At 72.9% G+C, this 26,010-nt stretch carries 24 protein-coding genes; 17 read left to right on the forward strand and 7 right to left on the reverse strand.

The window, feature by feature from the left end; all coding sequences use genetic code 11:
• Positions 1-80 precede the first annotated feature (80 nt).
• Positions 81-1,919: a phosphatidylglycerol lysyltransferase domain-containing protein gene (locus tag ACWEEU_RS04155; protein WP_385749779.1), complete on the reverse strand. Its 1,839-nt coding sequence runs from the start codon at positions 1,917-1,919 to the stop codon at positions 81-83.
• Between the two features lie 204 nt (positions 1,920-2,123).
• Between ACWEEU_RS04155 and ACWEEU_RS04160 the strand changes: the two genes are divergently transcribed.
• The 3 genes from ACWEEU_RS04160 (at position 2,124) to ACWEEU_RS04170 (ending at position 5,910) form a co-directional block, all read left to right on the forward strand.
• On the forward strand, positions 2,124-3,257 hold the full coding sequence (locus tag ACWEEU_RS04160; RefSeq protein ID WP_385749776.1) for an alpha/beta hydrolase: 1,134 nt from the start codon (positions 2,124-2,126) through the stop codon (positions 3,255-3,257).
• Positions 3,258-3,353: 96 nt separating this feature from the next.
• Positions 3,354-4,664: a hypothetical protein gene (locus ACWEEU_RS04165; RefSeq protein ID WP_451728230.1), complete on the forward strand. Its 1,311-nt coding sequence runs from the start codon at positions 3,354-3,356 to the stop codon at positions 4,662-4,664.
• A gap of 97 nt (positions 4,665-4,761) precedes the next feature.
• On the forward strand, positions 4,762-5,910 hold the full coding sequence (locus ACWEEU_RS04170; RefSeq protein WP_385747214.1) for an NADH-quinone oxidoreductase subunit D: 1,149 nt from the start codon (positions 4,762-4,764) through the stop codon (positions 5,908-5,910).
• A gap of 21 nt (positions 5,911-5,931) precedes the next feature.
• On the opposite strand, the gene ACWEEU_RS04175 is transcribed toward ACWEEU_RS04170, so the two are convergent.
• Positions 5,932-6,957 (reverse strand): SAM-dependent methyltransferase, encoded by a 1,026-nt coding sequence (locus ACWEEU_RS04175; RefSeq protein ID WP_451728235.1) that lies wholly within the window; start codon positions 6,955-6,957, stop codon positions 5,932-5,934.
• A 69-nt stretch (positions 6,958-7,026) separates the two neighbouring features.
• Positions 7,027-7,860 (reverse strand): NAD(P)H-binding protein, encoded by an 834-nt coding sequence (locus tag ACWEEU_RS04180; RefSeq protein ID WP_451728238.1) that lies wholly within the window; start codon positions 7,858-7,860, stop codon positions 7,027-7,029.
• Between the two features lie 211 nt (positions 7,861-8,071).
• Between ACWEEU_RS04180 and ACWEEU_RS04185 the strand changes: the two genes are divergently transcribed.
• Both ACWEEU_RS04185 and ACWEEU_RS04190 read left to right on the forward strand, forming a co-directional pair.
• A complete protein-coding gene (locus ACWEEU_RS04185; RefSeq protein ID WP_385747208.1) occupies positions 8,072-9,277 on the forward strand; it encodes a sensor histidine kinase in 1,206 nt (401 codons plus the stop codon).
• 59 nt (positions 9,278-9,336) lie between these two features.
• Positions 9,337-10,008: a response regulator gene (locus ACWEEU_RS04190; protein ID WP_199587573.1), complete on the forward strand. Its 672-nt coding sequence runs from the start codon at positions 9,337-9,339 to the stop codon at positions 10,006-10,008.
• A gap of 51 nt (positions 10,009-10,059) precedes the next feature.
• Here ACWEEU_RS04190 and ACWEEU_RS04195 read toward each other — a convergent pair whose 3' ends face one another.
• A complete protein-coding gene (locus ACWEEU_RS04195) occupies positions 10,060-11,166 on the reverse strand; it encodes a DUF5937 family protein (RefSeq protein WP_451728242.1) in 1,107 nt (368 codons plus the stop codon).
• Positions 11,167-11,265: 99 nt separating this feature from the next.
• Between ACWEEU_RS04195 and ACWEEU_RS04200 the strand changes: the two genes are divergently transcribed.
• Positions 11,266-11,478, forward strand: a complete 213-nt coding sequence (locus tag ACWEEU_RS04200) for a hypothetical protein (protein WP_385747204.1) — start codon at positions 11,266-11,268, stop codon at positions 11,476-11,478.
• Between the two features lie 91 nt (positions 11,479-11,569).
• Here the strand turns inward: ACWEEU_RS04200 and ACWEEU_RS04205 are convergent, their stop codons facing one another.
• The gene (locus ACWEEU_RS04205; RefSeq protein ID WP_451728246.1) at positions 11,570-12,772 is read right to left on the reverse strand and encodes a threonine aldolase family protein; all 1,203 of its coding nucleotides are present in this window, start codon (positions 12,770-12,772) and stop codon (positions 11,570-11,572) included.
• A 161-nt stretch (positions 12,773-12,933) separates the two neighbouring features.
• Here ACWEEU_RS04205 and ACWEEU_RS04210 point away from each other — a divergent pair, with 161 nt between their 5' ends.
• The 10 genes from ACWEEU_RS04210 to ACWEEU_RS04255 all read left to right on the forward strand — a co-directional run bounded on the left by ACWEEU_RS04210 (position 12,934) and on the right by ACWEEU_RS04255 (position 21,646).
• Positions 12,934-13,890, forward strand: coding sequence for a Rossmann-like and DUF2520 domain-containing protein (locus ACWEEU_RS04210; RefSeq protein ID WP_385747200.1), 957 nt, complete (start codon positions 12,934-12,936; stop codon positions 13,888-13,890).
• Positions 13,887-14,888, forward strand: coding sequence for a pantoate--beta-alanine ligase (panC, locus tag ACWEEU_RS04215; protein ID WP_451728250.1), 1,002 nt, complete (start codon positions 13,887-13,889; stop codon positions 14,886-14,888). Before ACWEEU_RS04210 ends, panC begins: the two co-directional genes overlap by 4 nt.
• Positions 14,885-16,582, forward strand: coding sequence for an L-aspartate oxidase (locus ACWEEU_RS04220; RefSeq protein ID WP_451728253.1), 1,698 nt, complete (start codon positions 14,885-14,887; stop codon positions 16,580-16,582). Before panC ends, ACWEEU_RS04220 begins: the two co-directional genes overlap by 4 nt.
• Before the next feature lie 43 nt (positions 16,583-16,625).
• Complete coding sequence (nadC, locus tag ACWEEU_RS04225; protein ID WP_385747195.1) at positions 16,626-17,609, forward strand: carboxylating nicotinate-nucleotide diphosphorylase; 984 nt, start codon at positions 16,626-16,628, stop codon at positions 17,607-17,609.
• Positions 17,610-17,613: 4 nt separating this feature from the next.
• Complete coding sequence (locus tag ACWEEU_RS04230) at positions 17,614-18,411, forward strand: type III pantothenate kinase (protein ID WP_199587565.1); 798 nt, start codon at positions 17,614-17,616, stop codon at positions 18,409-18,411.
• 97 nt (positions 18,412-18,508) lie between these two features.
• A complete protein-coding gene (locus ACWEEU_RS04235) occupies positions 18,509-19,438 on the forward strand; it encodes a hypothetical protein (RefSeq protein ID WP_451728257.1) in 930 nt (309 codons plus the stop codon).
• Positions 19,439-19,541: 103 nt separating this feature from the next.
• Positions 19,542-19,715 carry a hypothetical protein gene (locus ACWEEU_RS04240; RefSeq protein ID WP_385747189.1) on the forward strand — a complete coding sequence of 58 codons (174 nt, stop codon included), beginning with the start codon at positions 19,542-19,544 and terminating at the stop codon, positions 19,713-19,715.
• 426 nt (positions 19,716-20,141) lie between these two features.
• A complete protein-coding gene (locus ACWEEU_RS04245; RefSeq protein WP_385747187.1) occupies positions 20,142-20,546 on the forward strand; it encodes a BlaI/MecI/CopY family transcriptional regulator in 405 nt (134 codons plus the stop codon).
• 9 nt (positions 20,547-20,555) lie between these two features.
• Positions 20,556-21,107 carry an amino-acid N-acetyltransferase gene (locus ACWEEU_RS04250; RefSeq protein ID WP_385747186.1) on the forward strand — a complete coding sequence of 184 codons (552 nt, stop codon included), beginning with the start codon at positions 20,556-20,558 and terminating at the stop codon, positions 21,105-21,107.
• 203 nt (positions 21,108-21,310) lie between these two features.
• On the forward strand, positions 21,311-21,646 hold the full coding sequence (locus tag ACWEEU_RS04255; protein ID WP_385747184.1) for a histone-like nucleoid-structuring protein Lsr2: 336 nt from the start codon (positions 21,311-21,313) through the stop codon (positions 21,644-21,646).
• 5 nt (positions 21,647-21,651) lie between these two features.
• Here the strand turns inward: ACWEEU_RS04255 and ACWEEU_RS04260 are convergent, their stop codons facing one another.
• The gene (locus ACWEEU_RS04260; RefSeq protein WP_451728262.1) at positions 21,652-22,317 is read right to left on the reverse strand and encodes an SCO3374 family protein; all 666 of its coding nucleotides are present in this window, start codon (positions 22,315-22,317) and stop codon (positions 21,652-21,654) included.
• A gap of 430 nt (positions 22,318-22,747) precedes the next feature.
• Between ACWEEU_RS04260 and ACWEEU_RS04265 the strand changes: the two genes are divergently transcribed.
• Positions 22,748-25,276, forward strand: coding sequence for an ATP-dependent Clp protease ATP-binding subunit (locus tag ACWEEU_RS04265; RefSeq protein WP_385747180.1), 2,529 nt, complete (start codon positions 22,748-22,750; stop codon positions 25,274-25,276).
• Between the two features lie 93 nt (positions 25,277-25,369).
• On the opposite strand, the gene ACWEEU_RS04270 is transcribed toward ACWEEU_RS04265, so the two are convergent.
• Positions 25,370-25,981 carry an HAD family acid phosphatase gene (locus tag ACWEEU_RS04270; protein ID WP_385747178.1) on the reverse strand — a complete coding sequence of 204 codons (612 nt, stop codon included), beginning with the start codon at positions 25,979-25,981 and terminating at the stop codon, positions 25,370-25,372.
• Positions 25,982-26,010 lie beyond the last annotated feature (29 nt).

The raw sequence follows: 26,010 nt of genomic DNA on the forward strand, positions 1-26,010 counted from the left end.
GGACCGGGGCGGCCCGGTGAAAGGGGGCCGTGTCCCGGTCCGGGCCGTGGTGCCGGCTCGGTGGGGGTGCGCGGTGCCGGTCAGGCGGCGCGTACGTCGTGTTCGGCGGCGGCGTGCCCGCAGGGACGCGGGGTCGTGGCGCGACGGCCGCGCAGGAAGCGCGGCAGGGGCAGCGCGAGGTTGACGAAACCCTCCGCCTGCATGGCGGCGAAGCCGATGCGGGGCAGGTCGCCGGAGGCGCGGTAGACGAGGAAGCGCGGCTCCCAGCGCGGCTGGAACTTGGCGTTGAACTTGTAGAGCGACTCGATCTGGAACCAGCGCGAGAGGAACACCAGCAGCCCGCGCCAGGCGCGCAGCACCGGGCCCGCGCCGATCTTCTCGCCGCGCGCGAGGGCGGAGCGGAACATCGCGAAGTTCAGCGAGACCCGGGCGATGCCGAAGCGGGGTGCGGCCTGGAGGGCGGCGACGATGAGGAGTTCGTTCATGCCGGGGTCGGCGGAGCGGTCGCGGCGCATCAGGTCGAGCGAGGCGCCGTCCGGCCCCCAGGGCACGAAGTGCAGGATCGCCTTGAGATCGCCGTAGGGACCGGGCACCTCGTCCTGCTTGTGGGCGGTGGCGATCAGGCAGTCGCCGTCGGAGGGGTCGCCGATGCGGCCGAGCGCCATGGAGAAGCCGCGCTCGGTGTCGGTGCCGCGCCAGTCCTCCGCCGCGCGGCGGACGCGCTCCAGCTCGGCCTCGCCCAGGTCACGCACCCGCCGTACCCGGGTCTCGTAGCCGGCCCGCTCGATGCGCTTGACCATCTGGCGCACGTTGCGCATCGCGCGTCCGGCGAGCGAGAAATCCGCCACGTCGACCACCGCCTCGTCGCCCAGCTCCAGGGCGTCGAGACCGGTCTCGCGGGTCCACACCTCGCCGCCCGTCTCCGAGCAGCCCATGACGGCGGGTGCCCAGGAGTGGGCCTTGGCGACGTCCATGAAGCGCTCGATGGCGCCGGGCCACGCCTCCACGTCGCCGATCGGGTCGCCGCTGGCCAGCATCACGCCGGAGACGACGCGGTAGGTGACGGCGGCCTTGCCGCTCGGGGAGAAGACGACGGCCTTGTCGCGGCGCAGCGCGAAGTGGCCGAGGGAGTCGCGGCGTCCGTGCCGCTCCAGGAGGGCGCGCAGCCGGGACTCGTCCTCCTCGGTGAGGCGGGCGGCCGGGTGTTCGGGGCGGAAGGCGAGATAGCTGGTGGTGACGGCGGTCAGCCAGCCGAGCGCGCCGAGCGAGAAGGCGACCGTCCAGGAGGTGCTGCCCCGGTAGTCCACCGGGCCCTCGAAGCCGAAGAGGCCGTAGACGACGTGCGTCAGCCGGTCGGCCAGGCTCGGGTCGCCGATCGTGCGGCCGGGGTGGACGCTGACGATGACCAGTCCGAGGGCGAGGGACCCCGCGCTCATGAGCACGAAGTTGGCCAGCGCCCACCAGCGGCTGCGCGGGTCGGGCAGCGCGGCGAACTCACGGCGGTAGCAGAGCAGGACCGTGAAGAGCACCAGCGAGATGAACATGCCGATGAGCGAGTGCCGGTACAGGAACTGGGCGACCGCGCCCGCCGGAAGCAGGGCGACGGCGGCCCGCCAGGCTCGCCGCTTGCGCCGTTTGAGCCCGTGTCCGAGCAGCAGCAGGAGCACGCCCGCGCTGAGCGAGAGCGCCGCCGCGAACGGACCGAAGGAGCCGGGCAGCACCTCGGCGAGGGCGTGCATACGGCTGTGACGGAAGCGCGGGAACACCCCCGCGGCGATGTCCACGACGCCCACGAGGGCGCACGCCCGGCCCGTCAGGACGGGAACCGCCTCCGGACGCGGGCCGCGCGGGAAGCGCCGCGCCCGGCTCGGTCGGCCTGGAACCTGGCCTGACTTTTCCCCATCTATCCTGACAGACATCGCATCCCGTAGTTCTGCGAGAGACCTTGAAACCCGGTGCCGATCGGGGCATCCGGTCACATTGCGCCTTCTAGGACGGTGTGCCGGACTCAGAGGTTCACTCCTCTTCGGAAAGCCGGGTCAAAGGTCAGGGAAAGCCCCGGGCAAGACCGCGCGACGAAGCGTGGCGGCCGGGGGCGGCAAACGCGGACAGGAATTCACCCCATGGGTCTCACGAGCAACAAACTGCTGCTGTTGGCGGTCGTGTTCGCCGTCGCGCTCTTCTGCGTGACGCTGTGGCTGTGGCCACGGCTGGCCCGGTCGCACTGGCGGGCCCTCCTCGGCCGCGCCGGACTTCTCCTCGCCACCCAGTTCGCGCTCATCTGCTGTCTGGGGCTCGCCGCGAACCAGGCGTTCGGCTTCTACGCCGGGTGGGCCGACCTGTTCGGCACGGAGACCAACCAGGGCATCGTCGTCGACCAGTCCGCCAACAGCGGCACGGGCGGCCCGCTCCAGGTCGTCTCCACCGCGCGGGTGAAGGGCGGTTCGGGCTCGGACACCGATCCGCAGACGGCGGGTCAGATCCAGAAGGTGCAGATCGTCGGCCAGACCTCGCACCTGGCCACTCCGGCGTACGTCTATCTGCCGCCCGAGTACTTCCAGCCGCAGTACCGCACCCGCACCTTCCCCGCCGCCGTCGTGCTGACCGGCTACCCGGGTACGGCCGAGGCGCTGGTCTCCAAGCTGCACTACCCGCGCACCGCGCGGGATCTGGCGAAGAACGGCCGGATGCAGCCGATGATCCTGGTGATGCTGCGGCCGACCCTCGCGCCGCCGCGCGACACCGAGTGCGTGGACGTGCCGGGCGGGCCGCAGACCGAGACCTTCTTCGCCAAGGACCTGCCCGACGCGCTGGTCGCCCACTACCGCGTGGGCAAGCGCCCCGGGGGCTGGGGCGTCATCGGGGACTCCACCGGCGGCTACTGCGCGCTGAAGCTGGCGATGCGTCACCCGGGCACCTATGCGGCCGCCGTCGGCCTCTCGGCGTACTACTCCGCGCCCCTCGACCCGACCACGGGCGACCTCTTCCACGGCGACCGGAACCTGCGCGATCACGCCGACCTGCGCTGGCTGCTGAAGCACGAGCCGGCGCCCGACACCTCGCTGCTCGTCACCAGCAGCCGGGTCGGCGAGCACAACTACAAGGACACCCTGAACTTCATCAGCGAGGTCCGGGCCACCGACCGGACCAGGATCTCCTCCATCATCCTGGACAGCGGCGGCCACAACTTCAACACCTGGCGACGGGAGATCCCCCCGGCCCTGCAGTGGCTCAGCGGACAGCTCACCGACCGCTGAAATAGGACAACCTGACACTCGGTGACGCAAGCGGTGTGGCCGGATTTTTAGGCCACCCGGGTCCACCAGCCGCCTACGCGCGGTAAGTTTCTGGCCATGCCACGTGGACGCCACCGTCATTCCCCGCCTCTGCACCGGCTGCTGCCCTCGACGGCGATCGCCGGGGTCTCCGTCGTCTGCGCGCTGGCCCCCTGGGTGTTCGCCGGTATGGGGGTGCTGCGGGCGCTGTCCGCCGTCGTCGCGCTGACGGCCGTCGCCGGTGCCGTCGTGATGCGCCGCTGGGACGCGCAGGCCGGCAAGCAGGTCGCCGACCTCACGCGCGCGCGGGCCAGCGACGAGTGGCGCTTCGAGGAACGCGTCGCCGAACTGGAGACCGACCTCGAGGAGGCGCGCGAGGTGCGCGCCAAGCTGGAGCGACGGCTGCGCGCCAAGCGTGCCGAACTGGCCGGGCTGCGCAACGAACACGCCTCCCTGCTGCGCCGGTACGCCACGGCCGAGACCGAGCGCGCCAGCGCCCTGGAGGGACGCCGGCTGCTCGAACTGGAGTCGGGCGACTCCGGCGACGCGCTCGCGCTGCCGCCGGGGACGGGCACGGGTACGGAGACCGAAGAGGCCGCCGCTGCCGTGGAGCCGGCGGAGCCTCAGGTCGCCGCGGAGACCGAGGACGTGGCGGCATCCCGTCCGGAGTCCATAGCCGTGGCCGCCGGGGCGTTCTCCGCCGAGGGCGCGGAGCTGTACCGCCGGGCCGGTACGGCGCTCGCGCGGCTCGACCGCGACCGGGAGCGCGAGGCGGCCAAGGCCGAGGCGGCGCAGGCCAGGGCGGCCAAGGGCGACGCCGCGAAGGCGGAGTCCGTGCGCGCCGAGACGGCCACGTCCGAGCCGGTCGAGCCCGAGTCCGCGGAGCCCGACCCCGCCGAGGCGGAGCCCGTGGCGGACACCGCCCCCGCGGCGGACGGCGACGGGACGACCGGCGCGCCCGAGAGCGGCACGGCCGTCGAAGCCGACTCCGACTCCGACGCCGAGCCCGACACCCACACCCGAGCCGAAGCCGCGCCCGAGCCCGCCGCCGAGGCGCCCGTCTCGGCCCGGCACGCGCGCCGCGACGGCCACTTCACCGTGCCGACCGCCGTGGCCGTCGTATCGCCCCAGCCCACCCGGCGCCCGGGCGTCGAGGGCGGGTTCGACTTCTTCGGCACCCAGAAGGAGACCGCGACGCCCGCCCTGGGCGCCGTGCAGAACGAGGACCTGGCGGACGTCGTCGGCCAGGAGGCGCTCGCGCTGCACAAGGCGGACGCGGAGTCCGGCTACAAGCCCGCAGCCGGCGCGGCCGGCCAGGTCATCGACCTGACCGCGCACGACGAGACGGAGCACATCGACGTACAGGGGCTGCGCAGCGCGGTCTCCTGACCGGCGGCGCGGCGCCCGCGAGCCCGGCCCTCCCGACCAGGGAGCGCCGGGCTCGCCCGTTTCCGCCACCCGCGCGCGCGTAGGGGAGACTGGGACCATGACAGCGACCCAGACCACGGTCGGGATCGGCGGCGCCGCCGAGAGCACCGACATGGTGCTCAACATCGGCCCCCAGCACCCGTCCACGCACGGTGTGCTCCGGCTGCGGCTCGTGCTGGACGGCGAGCGCATCCAGCGCGCGGAGCCGGTGATCGGCTACATGCACCGGGGTGCCGAGAAGCTCTTCGAGGCCCGCGACTACCGCCAGATCATCATGCTCGCCAACCGCCACGACTGGCTGTCGGCGTTCTCCAACGAGCTGGGCGTCGTCCTCGGGGTGGAGCGGATGCTCGGCATGGAGGTGCCCGAGCGCGCGGTGTGGATCCGCACGCTGCTCGCCGAGCTGAACCGGGTGCTCAACCATCTGATGTTCCTCGGCTCGTACCCGCTGGAGCTGGGCGGGATCACGCCCGTGTTCTACGCGTTCCGGGAGCGCGAGGTGCTCCAGAACGTCATGGAGGAGGTCTCCGGCGGGCGGATGCACTACATGTTCAACCGGGTCGGCGGCCTCAAGGAGGACCTGACCGACGGCTGGACCGGCCGCGCCCGGGACGCCGTCGCCGCCGTCCGTTCCCGCATGGACGTCTTCGACGACCTGGTGCTCGGCAACGAGATCTTCCGGGGGCGCACGCGGGGCGTGGGCGCGCTGGCCCCCGAGGCCGTGCACGCCTACGGCGTGAGCGGGCCCATCGCGCGCGCGTCCGGCGTCGACTTCGACCTGCGCCGTGACGAGCCGTATCTGGCGTACGGCGAACTCCAGGACACCCTCAAGGTCGTCACCCGCACCGAGGGCGACTGCCTCGCCCGTTTCGAGGTGCTCCTGGAGCAGACCCACAACGCCCTCGACCTCGCGGACGCCTGTCTGGACCGGCTCGCGGAGCTGCCGCCCGGTCCGGTCAACCAGCGGCTGCCCAAGGTGCTCAAGGCGCCGGAGGGCCACACCTACGCCTGGACCGAGAACCCGCTCGGCATCAACGGCTACTACCTGGTCAGCAAGGGCGAGAAGACGCCGTACCGGCTCAAGCTGCGCTCGGCGTCGTACAACAACATCCAGGTGCTGGGCGAGTTGCTGCCGGGGACGCTGGTGGCGGACATGGTGGCGATCCTGGGGTCGATGTTCTTCGTGGTGGGAGACATCGACAAGTAGGCGCTCTGGCAGGGGAGTTGGCTACAGCGGTGCCTGGTCGACCCCGACCGGCTGGAGGAGCCAGCCGAAGTCGCCGAGGCCGCCCGTCGCGGTGAGTTCGGCGGCCTCTGCGGCGCGCGCGAGGGCGCGGACGTATCCGGCGGGGTCCGTGGAGGCGAGTGTGAGCGGGGGGCGTGCGCCGGTCACCTCCAGGGCGCGGAGGGCGTCGCGCTGGGTGAGCAGGCGGGGGGCGGCTCCGGCGGTGTTCGCCTGCGCCGACCCGGCCGCCGCGCACGCGTCCAGCGCCACATGCGCCGTGATGTCGCACGTGCCGTCCGGCACCGGGGCCGTCTCCCGGCCCTCCCGGAAGCCGGTGAGGGTGCCGAACGGGGGGCGGGCGCCGAGCGCGTGGGTGTAGTCCACGGCCACCGCGAGCCCGCGCTCGACCCGGCGCACGGCCGCGGCCCAGGCCAGGTCGCGAGGGAGTCCGAGCTCCGCCCGCGCGCCCGGCTCGGCGGACAGGGGCCACCAGCGGGCCAGCCAGTCGGCCGCGGGACCGTCGACCGGGTCGCCGAGCCGCTCGGTGCCGTCCGGTGCGACCAGGACGTACCGGGGGACACCCGCCGGGTCCGTCTCCGCCACGTCCACGGGGACGTTGTCCAGCCACTCGTTGGCGAACAGCAGCCCGGTGAGGGCGTCCGGCAGCTCGTCCCGCCAGTCGATCCGCTCGGCCAGGCCCGCCGGGCGGTCCGCGAGTTCCACGGCGTACGCGCGCGTGCGGGCCGCCACCTCGGCGGGCAGCGCGGCGAGCACCCCGGTGACCAGCTCGCCGCGCCCCGCGCCGAGGTCCGCGAAGTCCAGCCGATCCGGCCGCCCCAGCGCCGCGTCCACCCGGCACAGCAGCCGGGCCACCGCGCCCGCGAACAGCGGCGAGGCGTGCACGGAGGTGCGGAAGTGCCCGGCGGGTCCCTCGGGGCGCCGGTAGAAGCCGCCGGGGCCGTACAGGGCGTCCTCGGTGGCCGCCCGCCAGCCGCGCCACGCGTTCTCCGCGCCGGGTTCTTTCGTCACCGGGACAGCCTAGGTCGCCTACGAGCAGGGGGTGTCCCTCCGATCTTCGTGGGACCGGGGACGCACCCCCTAGCCCTTCCGGAAGTCGCCCGCGTGGTCCTCGGCCCACCGCCCGAAGGAGCGGGCCGGGGTGCCGGTGATCTTCTCCACCGTGTCGGTGATCTCCGGCGGGACGCCCACGGACTCCGCGAAGCCCTTCAGCAGCGCCTGGACGAACTCGGGCGGGGCGTGCGGGAACAGCTCGGGTCCCGCCTGCTCCGGCGACACCTCCACGAAGGTCAGCTCGCGTCCGGTCGCCCGGCCGATCGCGGCGACCTGGTCGGTGTTGCTCGTCGCCTCCGGCCCGGTGAGGCGGTGGACGGCGCCCTCGTGGCCGTCGTCGAGCAGCGCGCGTTCGGCGACGGCGGCGATGTCGTCCTCGTGGATGGGCGCCGTGAGCGCGTCCGCGAAGACCCCGCGCACGGTGTCGCCCGCGCGGAGCTGCGGCGCCCATTGGAGGGCATTGGTGGCGAACGCGTTGGGACGCAGGAACGTCCAGGTGAGCCCGCTGTCGCGGACCTGCCGCTCGGCCGTGGCGTGCATGACGTGGATGGGGTGGCTCTCGTCGCCGCCGCCGACGATGCCGGAGGAGAGCAGCACGACGTGCCGTACGCCCGCGCCCCGGGCGGCCGCGAGCAGCCCCGGGATGTCACCGCCCCCGGCCTGGACGTAGAGGAACAGGCCGGTCACCCCGTCGAACACCGTGCCCGGGTCGTCTGGCCGGAAGCGGACCACCTCGGCGCCCTCGGGGAGGTCGGCGCGTGACGGGTCGCGGGTCAGGGCCCGCACCGGTTCGCCCGCCGCGACGAGCCGTTCGACAAGGGCGCGTCCGACATTGCCGGTGGCGCCGGTCACTGCGATCACGATGGCCTCCTGGGGCTCGGGTGGATCGTCCTGGTCTGGCGCGGCCGAGCCTAGAAGGACGGACCGGCGGCGGGTATCCGCCCTGCGGACCGGCGCGTCTCCGACTTTGGCCCCAGGGCCACGGCATCCACCTTGCGGCGTACACGTATCGCGTACGGATCGCCCCTCCGGCTGACCCCCGGGTGCGCCCGCGCTACCTACTCTGGGTTACGTGCAGCGTCTCTATGACTTCCTCCGTCGCCACCCGACGTGGGTCGACTGCTTCTGGGCCGTCGTCCTGCTCGGGGTCTCCGGCGTGAGCGTCGTGAACATGGACGGCACCCCGAACCACCACGGTTCCTACGCCGCGGCCTGGACCGTCTCCGTGATCCTCTGCGCGGTCCTGGCCCTGCGCCGGCGCGTGCCCGAGGCGATGCTGCTGGTGGTGCTCGCCACCGGAGTGGCCCAGCTCGTCCTGGACGTCCAGCCGGTCGCCGCCGACTTCGCGATGCTGGTGATCACGTACACGGTCGCCGCGACCGGCGCCCGCTGGGCCTCGCGCCTCGCCCTCGCCGGCAGCCTGGTCGCCGCCTCGCTGGCGCAGGTGCGCTGGCCGAACGAGCACACCAGCGGGCTCGGGCAGATCGCGCTCGCCGTGTTCCAGACCGTGCCGTTCGCGCTCGCCTGGGTGCTGGGCGACTCGATGCGCACCCGGCGCGCCTACTTCGCCCAACTGGAGGAGCGCGCGGCCCGCCTGGAGAAGGAGCGCGAGGCGCAGTCCAAGGTCGCGGTGGCAGCCGAGCGCGCCCGGATCGCCCGCGAGCTGCACGACGTGGTCGCGCACAACGTCTCCGTCATGGTGGTCCAGGCCGACGGCGCCGCCTACGTCCTCGACGCCGCCCCCGACCAGGCGAAGAAGGCCCTGGAGACGATCTCCTCCACCGGCCGCCAGGCCCTCGCCGAGATGCGCCGCCTGCTGGGCGTGCTGCGCACCGGGGAGCACCAGGAGAGCGGGGAGTACGTCCCGCAGCCCGACGTCGGCCAGATCGACGACCTGGTCGAGCAGTGCCGCACCTCGGGGCTGCCGGTCGACTTCAAGGTCGAGGGCACCCCGCGCCCGCTGCCCAGCGGGGTCGAGCTGACGGCGTACCGCATCGTGCAGGAGGCGCTGACCAACACGCGCAAGCACGGCGGTCCCGAGGCGGGCGCCAGTGTGCGGCTCGTCTACTTCGACGACGGGCTCGGCCTCCTGGTCGAGGACGACGGCAAAGGCGCGCCGCACGAGCTGTACGAGGAGGGCGGCGCCGACGGGCAGGGGCACGGGCTCATCGGGATGCGGGAGCGGGTCGGCATGGTCGGCGGCACCCTGGACGCCGGGCCGCGGCCGGGCGGCGGCTTCCGCATCAGCGCGCTCCTGCCGCTCAAACCGGCGCACTGATCCCGTCGTACGCCCCCCGCCCCCCGCCCACCGACCCGACCGATACCGGAAGAGGACTCATGACGATCCGCGTGATGCTCGTCGACGACCAGGTGCTGCTGCGCACCGGGTTCCGGATGGTGCTCGCCGCCCAGCCGGACATGGAGGTCGTCGCGGAGGCGGGCGACGGCGTGGAGGCACTTCAGGTGCTGGCCGCCACCGAGGTCGACGTGGTCCTCATGGACGTGCGGATGCCCAAGCTGGACGGCGTGGAGACCACCCGTCGGATCTGTCTGGAGCCCGACCCGCCGAAGGTGCTCATCCTGACCACCTTCGACCTGGACGAGTACGCCTTCTCCGGGCTCAAGGCGGGCGCCTCCGGTTTCATGCTGAAGGACGTGCCGCCGGGCGAGCTGCTGAGCGCGATCCGCGCGGTGCACAGCGGCGACGCGGTGGTCGCCCCCTCGACGACCCGCCGTCTGCTCGACCGCTTCGCACCCATGCTGCCCGCCGCCGGACCGCAGCCCCGGCACAAGGAGCTGGGCCGGCTGACCGACCGCGAGCGCGAGGTCATGGTCCTGGTCGCGCAGGGGCTGTCGAACGGCGAGATCGCCGCGCGCCTGGTCCTGTCCGAGGCGACCGTGAAGACGCATGTGGGCCGCATCCTGACCAAGCTCGGGCTGCGGGACCGGGTGCAGGTGGTCGTGCTGGCGTACGAGACGGGGCTCGTACGGGCGGGCGGGAACGGCTGAGGCGGGGCGCGGGGGCGGGGGCGTCCTGGGCGGAACGTTTCAGCGCGGGAGTCAGCGCAGGACGCCCTCCAGGAAGTCGCTGCCGAGCCGGGCCACCGCCGACAGGTCGAGCTGGTGGCGCACGTACCGGCCGCTCCGGCAGCTCGTGATCAGCTCTGCCTTCTTCAGCACGGCCAGGTGCCGGGAGATCTCCGGCGCGGACATGCCGTGCGCGTCGGCCAGTTCGCCGGTGCTGTGCGGGCCGCGCGCCAGATGGCGGCACAGCCGCAGCCGGGTGGGGTGGGCGAGCGCCGCCAGGCGGCGGGTGAGCTGTTCGACGGTGGGGGCCTGGGGGCGGGACGCCTGGGCCGGGTAGATGATCACGGGCTGCCAGTCGTAACGGTGCAGCACCAGGACGTGCGGCCAGCCGATGCCGGTCGGGACCAGGACCAGACCGCCGTCGCCGGTGGCGGTGCGGCCCACCAGGAGCTTGTCGACGGTGACCGTGCGCGTGTCCTCGTCCACGGTGATCGCGTTGGACAGCGAGGAGAGCGCCTCCGCGGCGCCCTTGCGGTGCAGCAGCTCGGTGCGGTGCCGGGCGTCCGCCGCGAGCTGGGTCTGGGTGCGCGCCCACAGGTCCGCGAAGAACGCCTCCTCGCAGTCGAGCACCAGCCTGCGGAACCAGGCGCGTACGGCGGGCGGATCGTCCAGGAGCCGCCGGGTGAACCGCTCCTGAGGCGCCCCCCGCGCCGCCGCCAGCTCCAGCGCCCGGCAGCGGGCCTCCGGATCGGTGAGCGGGCTCGCCTCCGGCCGGCTGTGCCGGTACGGCATACAGCTGAACTCCGTCGCCGCCAGCACGAACTGGTCGTCCGTCAGCTTGTCCAGCAGCTCCAGCTCGTCGAGCAGTGTGGCTCCCGGGAGCGTCCGTCGCCCGGGAACCCCGGCGAACGGCCAGAAGACGTCCGCGATCGACGTCCGCCACAGGAACTCCGCCTCGCACAGCCGGTCCGCGAGACCCGCCTCAAGGCGTCCGCTCACCCCCGTCGCCCAGCCGTGCAACTGCGGATGATGGCCCGTCTCGCTGAGGGCGTGCAACGCCATCCCCAGCTCCGCCAACGGCGACGGCACAGCGGTGATCCGCTCCCTGGCCAGCCCGTCGATGTCGATCGTCACGCTCATGGCCCCATCGTGCCGGGTGCCTCCGGCGGTTCGGCGATGGATTGACCCGGACCGTCAATCGACGGGACGCCGTCTCCGCCCGCTGAGCAACGTGACCCCATGAGCATCACGCAACAGCACCTCTTCGACACGTACCGAGCCCGGGCGCACGACGCCCCCGAACCGCCTGCCTTCGGCACCGGAGTGCCGGCCCTGTTGCGCACGGTCCGCGACCGCCGCCGCTTCCGGGCGGTCCTGGCGGGGCGTCCGGCGAGGGGGCGGTGGCGCGCGGTGCTGGTCGGGCGGTCGGGGCGCCGTCCCCGGACGCCGTGAGTCTCCCGCGCGGGCGCGGAGCGCGCGGCGGACGCCCGTGGGCAGGTGGACGGTGCCGTGCGTGGCCGACCGGCCGGGGGTGCGTCCAGCGTCACCCCCGCGGCAGCCGTACCCGTTCCGCGAAGTCCACTGCCGCCCGCTTCACGTCCTCCGCCGTCCAGTCGAGGCCCGCCTCTGCGACGGTCACCTCGGTGACCGCGAGGCCCGGGCCCGCCGTGTCCCAGCCGTTGGCGAAGAGCATCGTGCCCGTTTCCTCGGCTTGGCGGACTGCCGCTTCCCCGGCGGTGTCGGGGGTGCAGGGGAGCCAGACCTGGAACTCGTGGGTGTGGGGCTCCTCGGGGTGGACGCGGGACCAGGGGAGACCGGCGGAGGCGAGGCCCTCGCGCAGGGCGGTGGCGACCACGCGCGCGTGGTGGACGTAGGCGGGGAGGCGGGGGAGTTCGCGGTCCAGACCGGCGAGGGCGGACAGGGCGGTCGGGAACTGCTGGAAGATGTTGCCGCCGTAGCGGTGCCGCCAGGTGCGGGCCTCCTCGATCAGGCCGGCGGGACCGGCGAGCGCGGCGCCGCCGAAGCCGCCGAGGGACTTGTAGAACGACACGTAGACGCTGTCCGCGAGGCCCGCGATCTCCTCCAGCGGGCGGCCGAGGCGGACGGTCGACTCCCACAGGCGTGCCCCGTCGAAGTGCACCACCGCGTCCCGTTCACGCGCCGCCTCGACGGTCTCCGTCAGCTCCTCCCAGGTCGGCAGCAGGAATCCGGCGTCCCGCAGCGGGAGTTCGAGCATCAGCGTGCCGAAGGGCTCGGGGAACTCCGCGACCTCCGCTGCCGTGGGCGGCCGGTGCTCGGTCGTGAGGATCACCGGCCGCAGCCCCGCGACCTGGCTCAGCGCATGGCGTTCGTGCCGCTCGGGATGGGCGAGGGAGTGCAGCGCGACGACGGGGTTGCCGGTACGGGCCGCCCAGCAGCGCAGCGCGACCTGCTGGGCCATCGTCCCGGTCGGGAAGAACGCGGCGGACTCCATGCCGAGCAGCGCCGCAACCCGCTCCTCCAGGGCGCCCACGACCCGGTCGCCGTACACGTCCGCGGGCTCGTCCAGGTCGTACACCCCGGGCGCCGCCTCCTGGAGATACCCCAGGCGCTCGCGGAGCGTGCCCCGCCAGCCCGCGCGCGACAGCACCCGCCGCGCCCCGCGCTGCGCCGCCGCACGCCGCTCCCGCAGCGAGGGCTCCTCGCAGGCACCGTGTCCCTCGTCCCCGAACCCGCCCTGGCCGCCCTGCCCCGCCGTATCCGTCATACGGCCGATGATGCCCCGCGCCCCCGCCCCCGGGCACCGGAGTTTTCCGCCCCCGCCGCCCACAGCCTGTGGACAACCGGGGCCGCGTCCCCGGATAGCGTTAACATGACGAGAAATCGTCCGGTACCCAGAGCGGACTGGAACGGGAAGGCCACGGTCGCGTGAGTACAGTCCACCAGCCAGACAACAAGGACCGCCCCGCGCGGCTCACCGTGGGCGTCGTCGGCGCCGGACGCGTGGGCCCCGCGCTGGCCGCGTCCCTCCAGCTCGCCGGGCACGTCCCGGTCGCCGCCTCGGGGGTCTCCGACGCCTCCCGCAGGCGCGCCGAGGCGATGCTCCCGGGCGTGCCGCTGGTACCCCCCGCCGAGGTCCTCCAGCGCGCCGACCTGGTCCTGCTGACCGTCCCCGACGACGCCCTGCCCGGACTGGTCACGGGCCTCGCCGAGACCGGCGCCGTCCGCCCCGGCCAGCTCCTGGTGCACACCTCGGGGCGGTACGGCGTCTCCGTGCTGGAGCCCGCCCTGCGCGCGGGCGCACTGCCCCTCGCGCTGCACCCGGCGATGACCTTCACCGGCACCCCCGTGGACGTCCAGCGCCTGGCCGGCTGCTCCTTCGGCGTCACCGCGCCCGAGGAGCTGCGGCTGGCCGCGCAGGCCCTGGTGATCGAGATGGGCGGCGAGCCCGAGTGGATCGCCGAGGAGAACCGCCCGCTCTACCACGCGGCCCTCGCCCTCGGCGCGAACCACCTGATCACCCTGGTCGCGCAGTCCATGGAGCTGCTCCGCACCGCCGGTGTCGACGCCCCCGACCGGATGCTCGGCCCGCTGCTCGGCGCCGCCCTGGACAACGCGCTGCGCTCCGGCGACGCGGCCCTGACCGGACCGGTCGCGCGCGGCGACGCCGGCACGGTCGTCGCGCACCTCGACCAGCTCAGGAAGCACGCCCCGGACACGGTGGAGGGATACCTCGCCATGGCCCGCGCCACCGCCGACCGCGCCCTCGCCTCCGGGCTGCTCAAGCCCGAACTGGCCGAGGACCTGCTGGGGGCGCTCGCCCCCACCGCCGACGGCCCCGGCGGAACGAACGGAACGAACGGCCCCGAGGGGAACGCCCGATGACCACCACTCTGCTGAGCACCGCCGACGAGCTGCACGCGCGCGTGCGCCGCGGCCGCCGTGCCGTCGTGATGACCATGGGTGCCCTGCACGAGGGCCACGCCACGCTGATCCGCGCCGCGCGCGAGATCGCCGGGCCCGAGGGCGAGGTCGTCGTCACCGTCTTCGTCAACCCGCTCCAGTTCGGCGCGGGCGAGGACCTCGACCGCTACCCGCGCACCCTGGAGGCCGACCTCGCGCTCGCCGGACGCGCGGGAGCCGACGCCGTGTTCGCGCCCTCGGTGGACGAGGTCTACCCGGGCGGTGCCCCCCAGGTCCGCGTCACGGCGGGCCCCATGGGCGAGCGTCTGGAGGGCGCCGTGCGCCCCGGTCACTTCGACGGCATGCTCACCGTCGTCGCCAAGCTGCTCCACCTCACCCGCCCCGACGTGGCCCTCTACGGCCAGAAGGACGCCCAGCAGCTCGCCCTCATCCGGCGCATGGTGCGCGACCTCAACTTCGGCGTGGAGATCGTCGGCGTGCCGACCGTCCGCGAGGAGGACGGCCTCGCCCTCTCCAGCCGCAACCGCTACCTCTCGCCCGAGGAGCGCGACACCGCCCTCACGCTCTCCCGCGCGCTGTTCGCGGGCCGCGACCGGCACGCCGCCCAGGAGGCGCTGCGCGCCCGCGCCCGCGAGGTGCCGTCCACGCAGGCGCGCGCCGAGGCACTGAGCGCCATAGGCGAGTCGCGCGCCGCCGCCGACGCGCACGCGGTCGCCACCGCCGTACCCGGCGGCCCGGCCGCCGTCCGCGCGGCCGCCCGCCAGATCCTGGACGAGGGCGCCCACTTCGAGCCGCCGCTCGTCCTGGACTACCTCGCCCTGGTCGACCCCGCCGACTTCACCGAGATCGGCGACGGCTTCACCGGCGAGGCCGTCCTGGCCGTCGCCGCCCGGGTCGGCTCGACCCGGCTGATCGACAACATCCCACTCACCTTCGGAACCCCCGGAGCCGCCTCGTGACCAGCACAGGCATACGACTGCACGCGCCCGCCCCCGGCTGGGCCATCCCGGCCGACGTGGTGGTCGTCGGATCCGGCGTGGCCGGCCTGACCGCCGCCCTGCGCTGCGAGGCGGCGGGACTGACCACGGTCGTCGTGACCAAGGCCCGCCTGGACGACGGCTCGACCCGCTGGGCCCAGGGCGGCGTCGCCGCCGCGCTCGGCGAGGGCGACACGCCCGAGCAGCACCTGGACGACACCCTGGTCGCGGGCGCGGGCCTGTGCGACGAGGAGGCCGTACGCCTCCTGGTCACCGACGGTCCCGGCGCCGTACGGCGGCTGATCTCGACCGGCGCCCGGTTCGACACCGACGACGCGGGCACCATCGAGCTCACCCGCGAGGGTGGCCACCACCGCCGCCGTATCGCGCACGCGGGCGGGGACGCCACCGGCGCGGAGATCTCCCGCGCGCTGGTCGAGGCGGTCCGCGAGCGCGGCCTGCGCACCATCGAGAACGCGCTCGTGCTCGACCTGCTCACCGACGCCGAGGGCCGCACCGCCGGGGTCACCCTGCACGTCATGGGCGAGGGCCAGCACGACGGGGTGGGCGCCGTGCACGCGCCCGCCGTGATCCTCGCGACCGGCGGCATGGGTCAGGTGTTCTCCGCGACCACCAACCCGGCCGTCTCCACCGGTGACGGCGTCGCGCTGGCGCTGCGCGCGGGCGCCGAGGTCAGCGATCTGGAGTTCGTGCAGTTCCACCCGACCGTGCTGTTCCTCGGCCCCGACGCCGAGGGCCAGCAGCCGCTGGTCTCCGAGGCGGTGCGCGGCGAGGGCGCCCACCTGGTCGACGCCGACGGCGTGCGCTTCATGCTGGGCCAGCACGAACTGGCCGAGCTGGCCCCTCGCGACATCGTCGCCAAGGGCATCACACGGCGTATGCAGGAGAAGGGCGCCGAGCACATGTACCTCGACGCCCGGCACTTCGGCGCCGAGATGTGGGAGCAGCGCTTCCCGACCATCCTGGCCGCCTGCCGCGCCCACGGCATCGACCCGGTCACCGAACCGATCCCGGTCGCCCCGGCCGCCCACTACGCCTCCGGCGGCGTCCGCACCGACGACCGCGGCCGTACGACGGTCCCCGGCCTGTACGCGTGCGGCGAGACCGCCTGCACCGGCGTCCACGGCGCCAACCGGCTCGCCTCCAACTCCCTGCTCGAAGGGCTCGTCTACGCCGAGCGCATCGCCGCCGACCTCGCGGCCGCCCACGCCGACGGCACCCTCGCCGCACGCGTGCCCGCCCCCGTGTCTCACGCCGACCGCCCCGCGCACCCGCTGCTCGCGCCGGAGGCGCGCCTCGCCGTCCAGCGGATCATGACCGAGGGCGCGGGCGTGCTGCGCTCGGCGGACTCCCTCGCGACCGCCGCCGAGCGGCTGCGGCAGCTGCACGCCGAGGCGCGCGAGGCCCTGGAGACCGACGGCAAGACCCCCGAGCCCGGTGTGGACACCTGGGAGGCGACCAACCTCCTGGACGTCGCCCGCGTCCTGGTCGCCGCCGCCCGGCTGCGCGAGGAGACCCGGGGCTGCCACTGGCGCGAGGACCGTCCCGAGCGCGACGACGACCACTGGCGCCGCCACATCGTGGTGACGCTCCGCCCGGACCGTTCCCTGGCCGAGCATGTCACCGAGACCGCAGACTTCCCCCCGACCCGGTAACACCCTCCGGCATCCATCCGCGTCCCCAGGAGCAGTGACGAACGTGAGCACCGAAGACCTTCCCCTCGCTTCCACCGGCGGCTGCGGTGACGGCTGCGCCTGCGGCGCGGGCGGCGAGGAGGGCGAGGAGTACCTGGAGTGCGGGCTCGACCCCGCGCTCGCCGACCTGCTGGCCGAGGCCGGGCTCGACCCGGTCGAGGTCGAGGACATCGCCAACGTCGCGGTCCAGGAGGACCTGGCCGGCGGTGTCGACGTGACGACCGTCGCGACCATCCCCGAGGACGCGCGCGCCACCGGTGACTTCACCGCCCGCGAGACGGGCGTCGTGGCCGGGCTCAGGGTCGCGGAGGCCGTGCTCTCCGTGGTCTGCGAGGACGAGTTCGAGGTCGAGCGGCACGTCGAGGACGGCGACCTGGTCGAGGCCGGGCAGAAGCTCCTCACGGTCACCGCCCGCACCCGCGACCTGCTCACCGCCGAGCGCAGCGCGCTGAACATCCTCGGCCGCATGTCCGGCATCGCCACCGCCACCCGCGCGTGGGCCGACCTGCTGGAGGGCAGCCGCACCCGGGTCCGCGACACCCGCAAGACCACGCCGGGGCTGCGCTCGCTGGAGAAGTACGCGGTCCGCTGCGGCGGCGGCGTCAACCACCGCATGTCGCTCTCCGACGCGGCCCTCGTCAAGGACAACCACGTGGTCGCCGCGGGCGGCGTCGCCGAGGCGTTCAAGGCCGTACGCGAGGCGTTCCCCGACGTGCCGGTCGAGGTCGAGGTGGACACCCTGCACCAGTTGCGCGAGGTCGTGGACGCGGGCGCCGACCTGATCCTGCTGGACAACTTCACGCCGGGGGAGTGCGAGGAGGCCGTGGCCCTCGTCGCCGGGCGGGCCCAGCTGGAGGCGTCCGGGCGGCTCACGCTGGAGAACGCGCGCGCGTACGCCGAGACCGGGGTGGACTTCCTCGCCGTCGGCGCCCTCACCCACTCCGCGCCGGTCCTGGACATCGGCCTGGACCTGCGCGCGGCGGAGTGACGGGATGCTGCTCACGATCGACGTCGGCAACACCCACACCGTCCTCGGTCTCTTCGACGGCGAGGACATCGTCGAGCACTGGCGCGTGTCCACCGACCCGCGCCGTACGGCCGACGAGCTGGCGGTGCTGCTGCGCGGGCTGATGGGCACCCACCCGCTGCTCGGCAGCGGTCTCGGCGACGGCATCACCGGCATCGCGATCTGCGCGACCGTGCCGTCGGTGCTGCACGAGCTGCGCGAGGTCACCCGGCGCTACTACGGCGACGTGCCCTCCGTGCTGGTCGAACCCGGCGTCAAGACGGGCGTCCCCGTGCAGTTCGACAACCCCAAGGAGGTCGGCGCCGACCGGATCATCAACACGGTCGCCGCGAACGAGCTGTACGGCGGCCCGGCGATCGTCGTCGACTTCGGCACGGCGACCACCTTCGACGCGGTCTCCGCGCGCGGGGAGTACGTCGGCGGGGTGATCGCCCCCGGCATCGAGATCTCGGTGGAAGCGCTGGGCGTCAAGGCGGCCCAGTTGCGCAAGATCGAGGTGGCCCGGCCGCGCAACGTGATCGGCAAGAGCACCGTGGAGGCGATGCAGTCCGGCATCGTCTACGGCTTCGCGGGCCAGGTCGACGGCGTGGTCACCCGAATGGCCCGTGAACTGGCGGACGATCCGGACGACGTCACGGTGATCGCCACGGGCGGGCTCGCGCCCATGGTGCTCGGCGAGTCCTCGGTGATCGACGAGCACGAGCCGTGGCTGACGCTGATCGGGCTGCGGCTGGTCTACGAGCGGAACGTGCCGCGGCGGTGAGCGGGGGGCGGCGCCGGCCGGAGTAACCGGGGGGCGACACGCGTCGACACAACGATGTGTTTCGTCACTTTTGTCCGATTACCGGTACCGTCGCCCCATGCCCACGCCATACGGATCTCGCGGCGGCATGGCGTTCGGCACGGAGGAGCTGCGTGTGCTCCGCCGTGCCCTCGCCCTCGCCCTCCACCCCGGACCCGCCTCGGCCGAGGACGTCCAGGACTGCTTCCGCCTCGCCGAGTCGCTCGACGAGGCGCTGGCCGAAGCGGCGCGGCTGCGCGCCTTCCTGCTGGCCGACCTCGGCCGTTACCGAGCGGCCCTCCCGGCCACGGCGACCGGCTACCTCTCCCTCCTCGCTGAGGCGCTCGACACCGGCCACCGCCCCACCCCCGACGACGTGGCCGCCCTCAGAGCCCTGAGCGGCAACCCCCGAGCCGCCACCCTCCTGGCCCACTGCCGAGGAGTCCCGGTCCAACAGCAGGGCCCGCACACCTCCCGGACGACCGCCGGGGTCCCCTCCCCGACGGTCCCCGCCGACGCGAGCGCGACGCCGAAAGCGCCGACTTCCGCGGGAACGGCTTCTTCGACTCTGCCGGCTCCGGCTCCGGCCACCTCAGCCTCCGAGGTCCCCGCCCCGGCCGCCCCGGCGCGCAGGGCGCCCTCTCCGGCCCTCTCCACCCCGGCCCTCGCGGTCCCGGCGGTCCTGGTGTCCTCGTCCGTGCTCCCGGCCTCGGCCGCACCCGTCCCCGGCGTTCCGGCCGCCGCCATCCTGGCCTCGGAGCTTCCGGCCTCCGCGCTCGTGCCCGCCGTGATCGAGCTGCCGGTCTCCCGGACCCGCCTCCTGGCGCTCCCGGGCGGCGCGGCCGATCCCGCCAAGCCGGGCCGGAAGCCGGGAACGCCCGCTCCCGAGCGGCCGGCGACGGAACCCGAGCAGCCGAAGCGCCCGGTCCCGACCCCCGGCGAGGTCTTCCCGCCCCGCAAGCCCACCGCGCCCCCGGACCCGACGTCCGAGCAGCTCGCGGCGGGCTGACTTCCCACGCCTCCGCCGCCCCCTGAGGAATCCCTCCGGGGGCGGCGGAGGTATCCGGGCACCCCGCCCCATACGCCCCACCTCCGCTGGCTACTCTGGTCGCATGGAATACGTCTCCGCGCTCGTTCCCCCGGTCGTCATGGCCGCGTTGTTCATCGGTGTGGTCCGGGTGATCGTGAAGACCCAGGGCGGCGCCGCCAAGACCAAGGAAGACGCGGCCGTGGACGCGGCACTGGCCCGCGCGGAGACCGCCCGCCAGGCCGCCACGGACGCCTGAGCCCCCGCCTCCACCCGCTCCCGCCGGTATCCGCGCCGCCGAGAGCGAGGAAGGCGCCGCCGTGCACGCGCCGCCGCCCGCACCGAGGGCGCCCTTCAGGACGCTCGGACGCCTGACCCGCGCCGCACACGGCCCCCTCTTCCTGCACCGAAGGCGCGCCGACAAAGGCGGGTGAGGCGCCGCCTGCTCACGCAGAGGCCCCCGCACCACCGCCACGGACGCCTGCCCGCGCCGCAGGCCCCGCGCAGGGCACGCACCCCGCGCCGTACGCCTCCGCCCCGCGTCGCAGGCACCCCGCGGCACGGGCATTCCCGTCCCTTTTGATCCTGTTTCGCACCTAAGCGCACGTCCCGCACGCCATTGGCGGGATCTCCCACTATTGTTCTAAGCGTGCCTCGCCCATTGGGAGAACTCGAAGACGCAGTCATGACGCGGGTGTGGAAGTGGAACCGCCCGGTGACCGTTCGAGAAGTCCTGGAAGACCTCCAGCGGGAACGCACCATCGCGTACACCACGGTCATGACCGTTTTGGACAATCTCCATCAGAAGGGCTGGGTACGCCGCGAGGCGGAAGGCCGCGCCTATCGATACGAGGCCGTCTCCACCCGAGCCGCCTACGCCGCCGCGCTCATGAACGACGCCTGGACCCAGAGCGACAACCCCGCCGCCGCTCTCGTCGCCTTCTTCGGCATGATGAGCGAGGAACAACGCCAGGCACTCAGTGACGCCATCCGTATCGTCCAGGGACCGGAAACACGCGAACCCAGGGAACCCAGGGAACCCTCCCGAGAGGAGAACCCCGGTTCGGCGGAGGACACCGACGGGCGATAGCGTCCGCTCATGTCAGCAGAGCGCCCCGAAGTACCCGGGAAAGCCACCGGCCGCGGGAAAGCGGTCACCGTCCGCCGCGCCCGGACCAGCGATGTTCCCGCCGTACGCCGACTCCTCGACCTCTACGCGGACGAGCGCATCCTGCTCGACAAAGCCACGGTCACGCTTTACGAGGACATCCAGGAGTTCTGGGTCGCGGAACGCGACGACAACGCCGAGGTGGTCGGCTGCGGCGCCCTGCACGTGATGTGGGAAGACCTCGCGGAAGTCCGCACTCTCGCCGTGCAGCCGGGGCTGAAGGGCTCGGGGGTGGGCCACCTGGTGCTGGAGAAGTTGCTCCAGACCGCACGCTGGCTCGGTGTTCGCCGCGTTTTCTGTCTGACCTTCGAAGTCGACTTCTTCACCAAGCACGGCTTCACCGAGATCGGCGAGACTCCCGTCGACACCGATGTGTACGCGGAGCTGATGCGCTCCTATGACGAGGGTGTCGCGGAGTTCCTCGGTCTCGAACGAGTGAAACCGAACACCTTGGGCAACAGCCGGATGCTTCTGCATCTGTGATCGCCATTGCCCCGGTTCCCTATGTCCGAAACGCGCACGTTTCCGGACGGGTCCGCCTCCGCACCCCTCTCCCCGAGGGTTTGTGTTTTTCCGGCAAAAGCGGTTTGCTTTCCGGCGTACTGCAGCACTGCATATAACAGGGGTGGCAAAACGGCGACGCCGCGCACCTCCCCGCACTCACGTTATCGATGAAAGGAAATCCGGTGGCACAGAAGGTTCAGGTCCTTCTTGTCGACGACCTCGACGGCGGCGAGGCGGACGAGACGGTGACGTTCGCGCTGGACGGCAAGACTTACGAGATCGATCTGACGACCGCCAATGCGGACAAGCTGCGCGACCTTCTCGGTCCGTATGTCCAGGGTGGCCGTCGTACCGGTGGCCGTTCCTCCGCCGGCCGCGGAAAGTCCCGCGCCTCTTCCGGCGGCAGCCAGGACACCGCGGCGATCCGCGCCTGGGCCAAGGAGAACGGCTACGACGTGAACGACCGCGGCCGCGTCCCCGCCTCCATCCGCGAGGCGTACGAGAAGGCCAACGGCTGATCCGCCTACCGAGGGTCCGACGACCGGGCCCGCGCGCGGCCGTCCGACCCGGCGCCCGCGCGCCGCAGCCGGACGCGGTGGCACTCCGCCGCGACCGTGCCCACGAGCCGGATGAGATCGGGGGCACCCCCGGCGCCCCCCACGGCCGGCAGTGCCGGCAGTGCGGCCTCGACCCCGTGACCCGGCTCGGGGGGCCGCAGCCACGCGGCGGTTCCCCACGCCGTGCCGGGCTGCTGCCGCGCCCCCTCAGGGGGGTGTCCGGGCGGCACGGGAGGTGCGGGCGCCGCCATCAGGCCGCCCGCGCCCAGCGCCCGCAGATCCAGTGGGAGCGGCGCCCACTCCAGCCACTCCAGCAGCCCCGGCAGCTCCTCCGCCGAGCCCGCGGCCACCAGGAGCAGCATCCGCCCGCCGCACCGGGCCACCGGTGAACCGGGACCCAGATGCCGCAGCGCCGCCGCGCCCGCCTCGGCCGGCACGTCCAGCGCGTCGAACCGCACCCCTGTCACCAGCCGCAGCGGCTCCCCCGGGGCCGTCGGCCACCCCAGCACCCCCTCGTACCACCGCCGGGCCGCGGAGGCCCCCGTACCCGTCCCGGAGGCGGGACCGGAGGCGGGACCGGAGGGCGGACGCCGGGGTCCGGGAATCGCGGACGTCGGAAGCGGCGAGGACATGTACGGAGCAACCTCACACCCCGCCCGCTGGTTACGCTGGGCAGTCGGGTGATCCCGGAGCGCCTACCTGCGGGGAGTGGGTGGGAGCGCACGGGGGCACAAGGTTGTTCGCCCATAGCGGAGGGATGGGGGGCGCGCGGCATGGACTGTCGGTCCCCGCGGGTAAGACATGCCTAGTGGGAGGGGGCGACACGCAGAACGGGGCGTCTCACGTTCGCCATCGGCGTACTGGCGACTGGGGTAACTGCCTGGCCTGCGGGAACATCGTCTCGCACCATCGGGTTGGAGCAGATGTCGACGTCAGGGGTCAGGAGGCCATCGACGGTGTCGGCAGTTGGAATGAGCGGTCCCCGCTTGCGGGACTAAGCTGCGGAAGGACAGGGAGGGGAAGTTCCCCCCACTGCCTGACCGCTCTGAGGAGCGATTAACGATGTTCGAGAGGTTCACCGACCGCGCGCGGCGGGTTGTCGTCCTGGCTCAGGAAGAAGCCCGGATGCTCAACCACAACTACATCGGCACCGAGCACATCCTCCTGGGTCTCATCCACGAGGGTGAAGGTGTCGCCGCTAAGGCCCTGGAGAGCCTCGGCATTTCGCTTGAGGCGGTCCGCCAGCAGGTGGAGGAGATCATCGGTCAGGGCCAGCAGGCCCCGTCCGGCCACATCCCCTTCACCCCCCGTGCCAAGAAGGTCCTGGAGCTGTCGCTCCGCGAGGCCCTTCAACTGGGCCACAACTACATCGGCACGGAGCACATCCTGCTCGGCCTGATCCGCGAGGGCGAGGGCGTCGCCGCCCAGGTCCTGGTCAAGCTGGGCGCAGACCTCAACCGGGTGCGGCAGCAGGTCATCCAGTTGCTCTCCGGTTACCAGGGCGGCAAGGAGGCGGCCACCGCGGGCGGTCCGGCCGAGGGCACGCCCTCGACCTCCCTCGTCCTGGACCAGTTCGGCCGGAACCTCACCCAGGCCGCTCGTGAGACCAAGCTCGACCCGGTCATCGGGCGCGAGAAGGAGATCGAGCGGGTCATGCAGGTGCTGTCCCGCCGCACCAAGAACAACCCGGTGCTGATCGGTGAGCCCGGCGTCGGCAAGACCGCCGTCGTCGAGGGCCTCGCCCAGGCCATCGTCAAGGGCGAGGTGCCCGAGACCCTCAAGGACAAGCACCTCTACACCCTGGACCTCGGTGCCCTGGTCGCCGGCTCCCGCTACCGCGGTGATTTCGAGGAGCGCCTGAAGAAGGTGCTCAAGGAGATCCGCACCCGCGGCGACATCATCCTGTTCATCGACGAGCTGCACACGCTGGTCGGTGCGGGCGCCGCCGAGGGCGCGATCGACGCCGCCTCCATCCTCAAGCCGATGCTGGCGCGCGGTGAGCTGCAGACCATCGGTGCGACCACGCTGGACGAGTACCGCAAGCACCTGGAGAAGGACGCGGCCCTGGAGCGCCGCTTCCAGCCCATCCAGGTCGCGGAGCCGTCGCTGCCGCACACGATCGAGATCCTCAAGGGCCTGCGCGACCGGTACGAGGCGCACCACCGCGTCTCCATCACCGACGAGGCGCTGGTCCAGGCCGCCACCCTGGCCGACCGGTACATCTCGGACCGCTTCCTGCCGGACAAGGCGATCGACCTGATCGACGAGGCCGGTTCCCGGATGCGCATCCGCCGGATGACCGCGCCGCCGGACCTCCGCGAGTTCGACGAGAAGATCGCCGGTGTCCGCCGGGACAAGGAGTCCGCGATCGACTCGCAGGACTTCGAGAAGGCCGCCTCCCTGCGCGACAAGGAGAAGCAGCTCCTGGCCGCCAAGGCCAAGCGCGAGAAGGAGTGGAAGGCCGGCGACATGGACGTCGTCGCCGAGGTCGACGGCGAGCTGATCGCCGAGGTCCTCGCGACCGCCACCGGCATCCCGGTCTTCAAGCTGACCGAGGAGGAGTCCAGCCGCCTGCTCCGCATGGAGGAGGAGCTGCACAAGCGGGTCATCGGCCAGAACGACGCCGTCAAGGCGCTCTCGAAGGCCATCCGCCGTACGCGCGCCGGTCTGAAGGACCCGAAGCGTCCCGGTGGCTCGTTCATCTTCGCCGGTCCGTCCGGTGTCGGTAAGACCGAGCTGTCCAAGGCGCTCGCGGAGTTCCTCTTCGGCGACGAGGACGCGCTGATCTCCCTCGACATGTCGGAGTTCAGCGAGAAGCACACGGTCTCGCGTCTCTTCGGTTCGCCCCCCGGCTACGTGGGCTACGAGGAGGGCGGCCAGCTCACCGAGAAGGTGCGCCGCAAGCCTTTCTCGGTCGTCCTCTTCGACGAGGTCGAGAAGGCCCACCCGGACATCTTCAACTCGCTGCTGCAGATCCTGGAGGACGGTCGCCTGACCGACTCCCAGGGCCGGGTCGTGGACTTCAAGAACACGGTCATCATCATGACGACCAACCTCGGCACCCGGGACATCTCCAAGGGCTTCAACCTGGGCTTCGCGGCCTCGGGCGACACGAAGACCAACTACGAGCGCATGAAGAACAAGGTCTCGGACGAGCTCAAGCAGCACTTCCGCCCCGAGTTCCTCAACCGTGTCGACGACGTGGTCGTCTTCCCGCAGCTCACCCAGGCCGACATCCTGCGGATCGTCGACCTGATGGTCGGCAAGGTGGACGAGCGCCTCAAGGACCGGGACATGGGCATCGAGCTCTCCCAGTCCGCCAAGGAGCTCCTCTCCAAGAAGGGCTACGACCCGGTGCTGGGCGCGCGTCCGCTGCGTCGCACGATCCAGCGCGAGATCGAGGACACCCTCTCGGAGAAGATCCTCTTCGGCGAACTCCGCCCCGGCCACATCGTGGTCGTGGACACGGAGGGCGAGGGCGACAACCAGACCTTCACCTTCCGAGGCGAAGAGAAGTCCGCCCTCCCCGACGCTCCGCCGATCGAGCAGGCGGCGGGCGGCGCGGGTCCGAACCTGAGCAAGGACGCGTGACCCTCCGGGGGATCGCCTGACGAAACCCCGAAAGGGCCGGTGCTTTCGAGCACCGGCCCTTTCGCGTGCGCGGGGGCTCTGACAGTCGGCCCGCTACGACAGCTGGCCCTCGTAGTCCGGGAGTTTGAAGGTCTTCTCCGCGTGGCCGCCCGTGAGGTCGGAGGGGCTGTTGCCGATGTTGGCGATGATCGTGTAGCCGTGGGCCTCGATGTCGGCGCGCTGGGCGGTCTTGTAGGCGGCGACGTCCTTGAAGAGGTCGGTGAGGCCGCGGACGCGCAGGCCGGTGACGTCATAGCCGTCGTGGGCGAGGTTGTACCGCGTGGGCAGGTACAGGAGGCCGGGGCGGGCGGTGACGAAGAAGAGGGCGACGTCGTGGTCCTGGGCGTAGCGGGCGACGTTCAGGACGGGCTCGTTGGCGGGCTGCGGGTAGCTGAACCCGAAGTCCGTCTCCAGCGTGGTGTTGTCGATGTCGAAGACGATCGCCTGGCGTTCGCCGGCGGGGGCGGCGGCGACGCGGTTCTGGAGGTAGGGCAGCGCCTGCTCCATGACGGCCGCGCAGTCGCGCTGCCAGGTGGCGTAGTCGACGGCGGCGGAAGCCGTCCCGGGGGCCGCCTCGGCGGCCTGGGCGGGGGCGGCCAGGGCGGTGAGCGCGGCCAGGCAGACGGCGGTGGTGGCGGTCCGGCGGGCTAAGGGGCGTCTGGTCATCGGTGGGGGGTTCCTCTCGCGTCCGTACG

Source organism: Streptomyces sp. NPDC005004, assembly GCF_053600675.1.

Coding starts and splice junctions, on each gene's coding strand:
- ACWEEU_RS04190 (WP_199587573.1), top strand. CDS start 9,337: ATGACGATCCGCGTGATGCTCGTCGACGACCAGGTGCTGCTGCGCACC.
- ACWEEU_RS04205 (WP_451728246.1), bottom strand. CDS start 12,772: ATGACGGATACGGCGGGGCAGGGCGGCCAGGGCGGGTTCGGGGACGAG.
- ACWEEU_RS04160 (WP_385749776.1), top strand. CDS start 2,124: ATGGGTCTCACGAGCAACAAACTGCTGCTGTTGGCGGTCGTGTTCGCC.
- ACWEEU_RS04195 (WP_451728242.1), bottom strand. CDS start 11,166: ATGAGCGTGACGATCGACATCGACGGGCTGGCCAGGGAGCGGATCACC.
- ACWEEU_RS04230 (WP_199587565.1), top strand. CDS start 17,614: ATGCTGCTCACGATCGACGTCGGCAACACCCACACCGTCCTCGGTCTC.
- ACWEEU_RS04165 (WP_451728230.1), top strand. CDS start 3,354: ATGCCACGTGGACGCCACCGTCATTCCCCGCCTCTGCACCGGCTGCTG.
- panC (WP_451728250.1), top strand. CDS start 13,887: ATGACCACCACTCTGCTGAGCACCGCCGACGAGCTGCACGCGCGCGTG.
- ACWEEU_RS04170 (WP_385747214.1), top strand. CDS start 4,762: ATGACAGCGACCCAGACCACGGTCGGGATCGGCGGCGCCGCCGAGAGC.
- ACWEEU_RS04240 (WP_385747189.1), top strand. CDS start 19,542: ATGGAATACGTCTCCGCGCTCGTTCCCCCGGTCGTCATGGCCGCGTTG.
- ACWEEU_RS04270 (WP_385747178.1), bottom strand. CDS start 25,981: ATGACCAGACGCCCCTTAGCCCGCCGGACCGCCACCACCGCCGTCTGC.
- ACWEEU_RS04155 (WP_385749779.1), bottom strand. CDS start 1,919: ATGTCTGTCAGGATAGATGGGGAAAAGTCAGGCCAGGTTCCAGGCCGA.
- ACWEEU_RS04200 (WP_385747204.1), top strand. CDS start 11,266: ATGAGCATCACGCAACAGCACCTCTTCGACACGTACCGAGCCCGGGCG.
- ACWEEU_RS04235 (WP_451728257.1), top strand. CDS start 18,509: ATGCCCACGCCATACGGATCTCGCGGCGGCATGGCGTTCGGCACGGAG.
- ACWEEU_RS04250 (WP_385747186.1), top strand. CDS start 20,556: ATGTCAGCAGAGCGCCCCGAAGTACCCGGGAAAGCCACCGGCCGCGGG.
- ACWEEU_RS04245 (WP_385747187.1), top strand. CDS start 20,142: ATGACGCGGGTGTGGAAGTGGAACCGCCCGGTGACCGTTCGAGAAGTC.
- ACWEEU_RS04265 (WP_385747180.1), top strand. CDS start 22,748: ATGTTCGAGAGGTTCACCGACCGCGCGCGGCGGGTTGTCGTCCTGGCT.
- ACWEEU_RS04260 (WP_451728262.1), bottom strand. CDS start 22,317: ATGTCCTCGCCGCTTCCGACGTCCGCGATTCCCGGACCCCGGCGTCCG.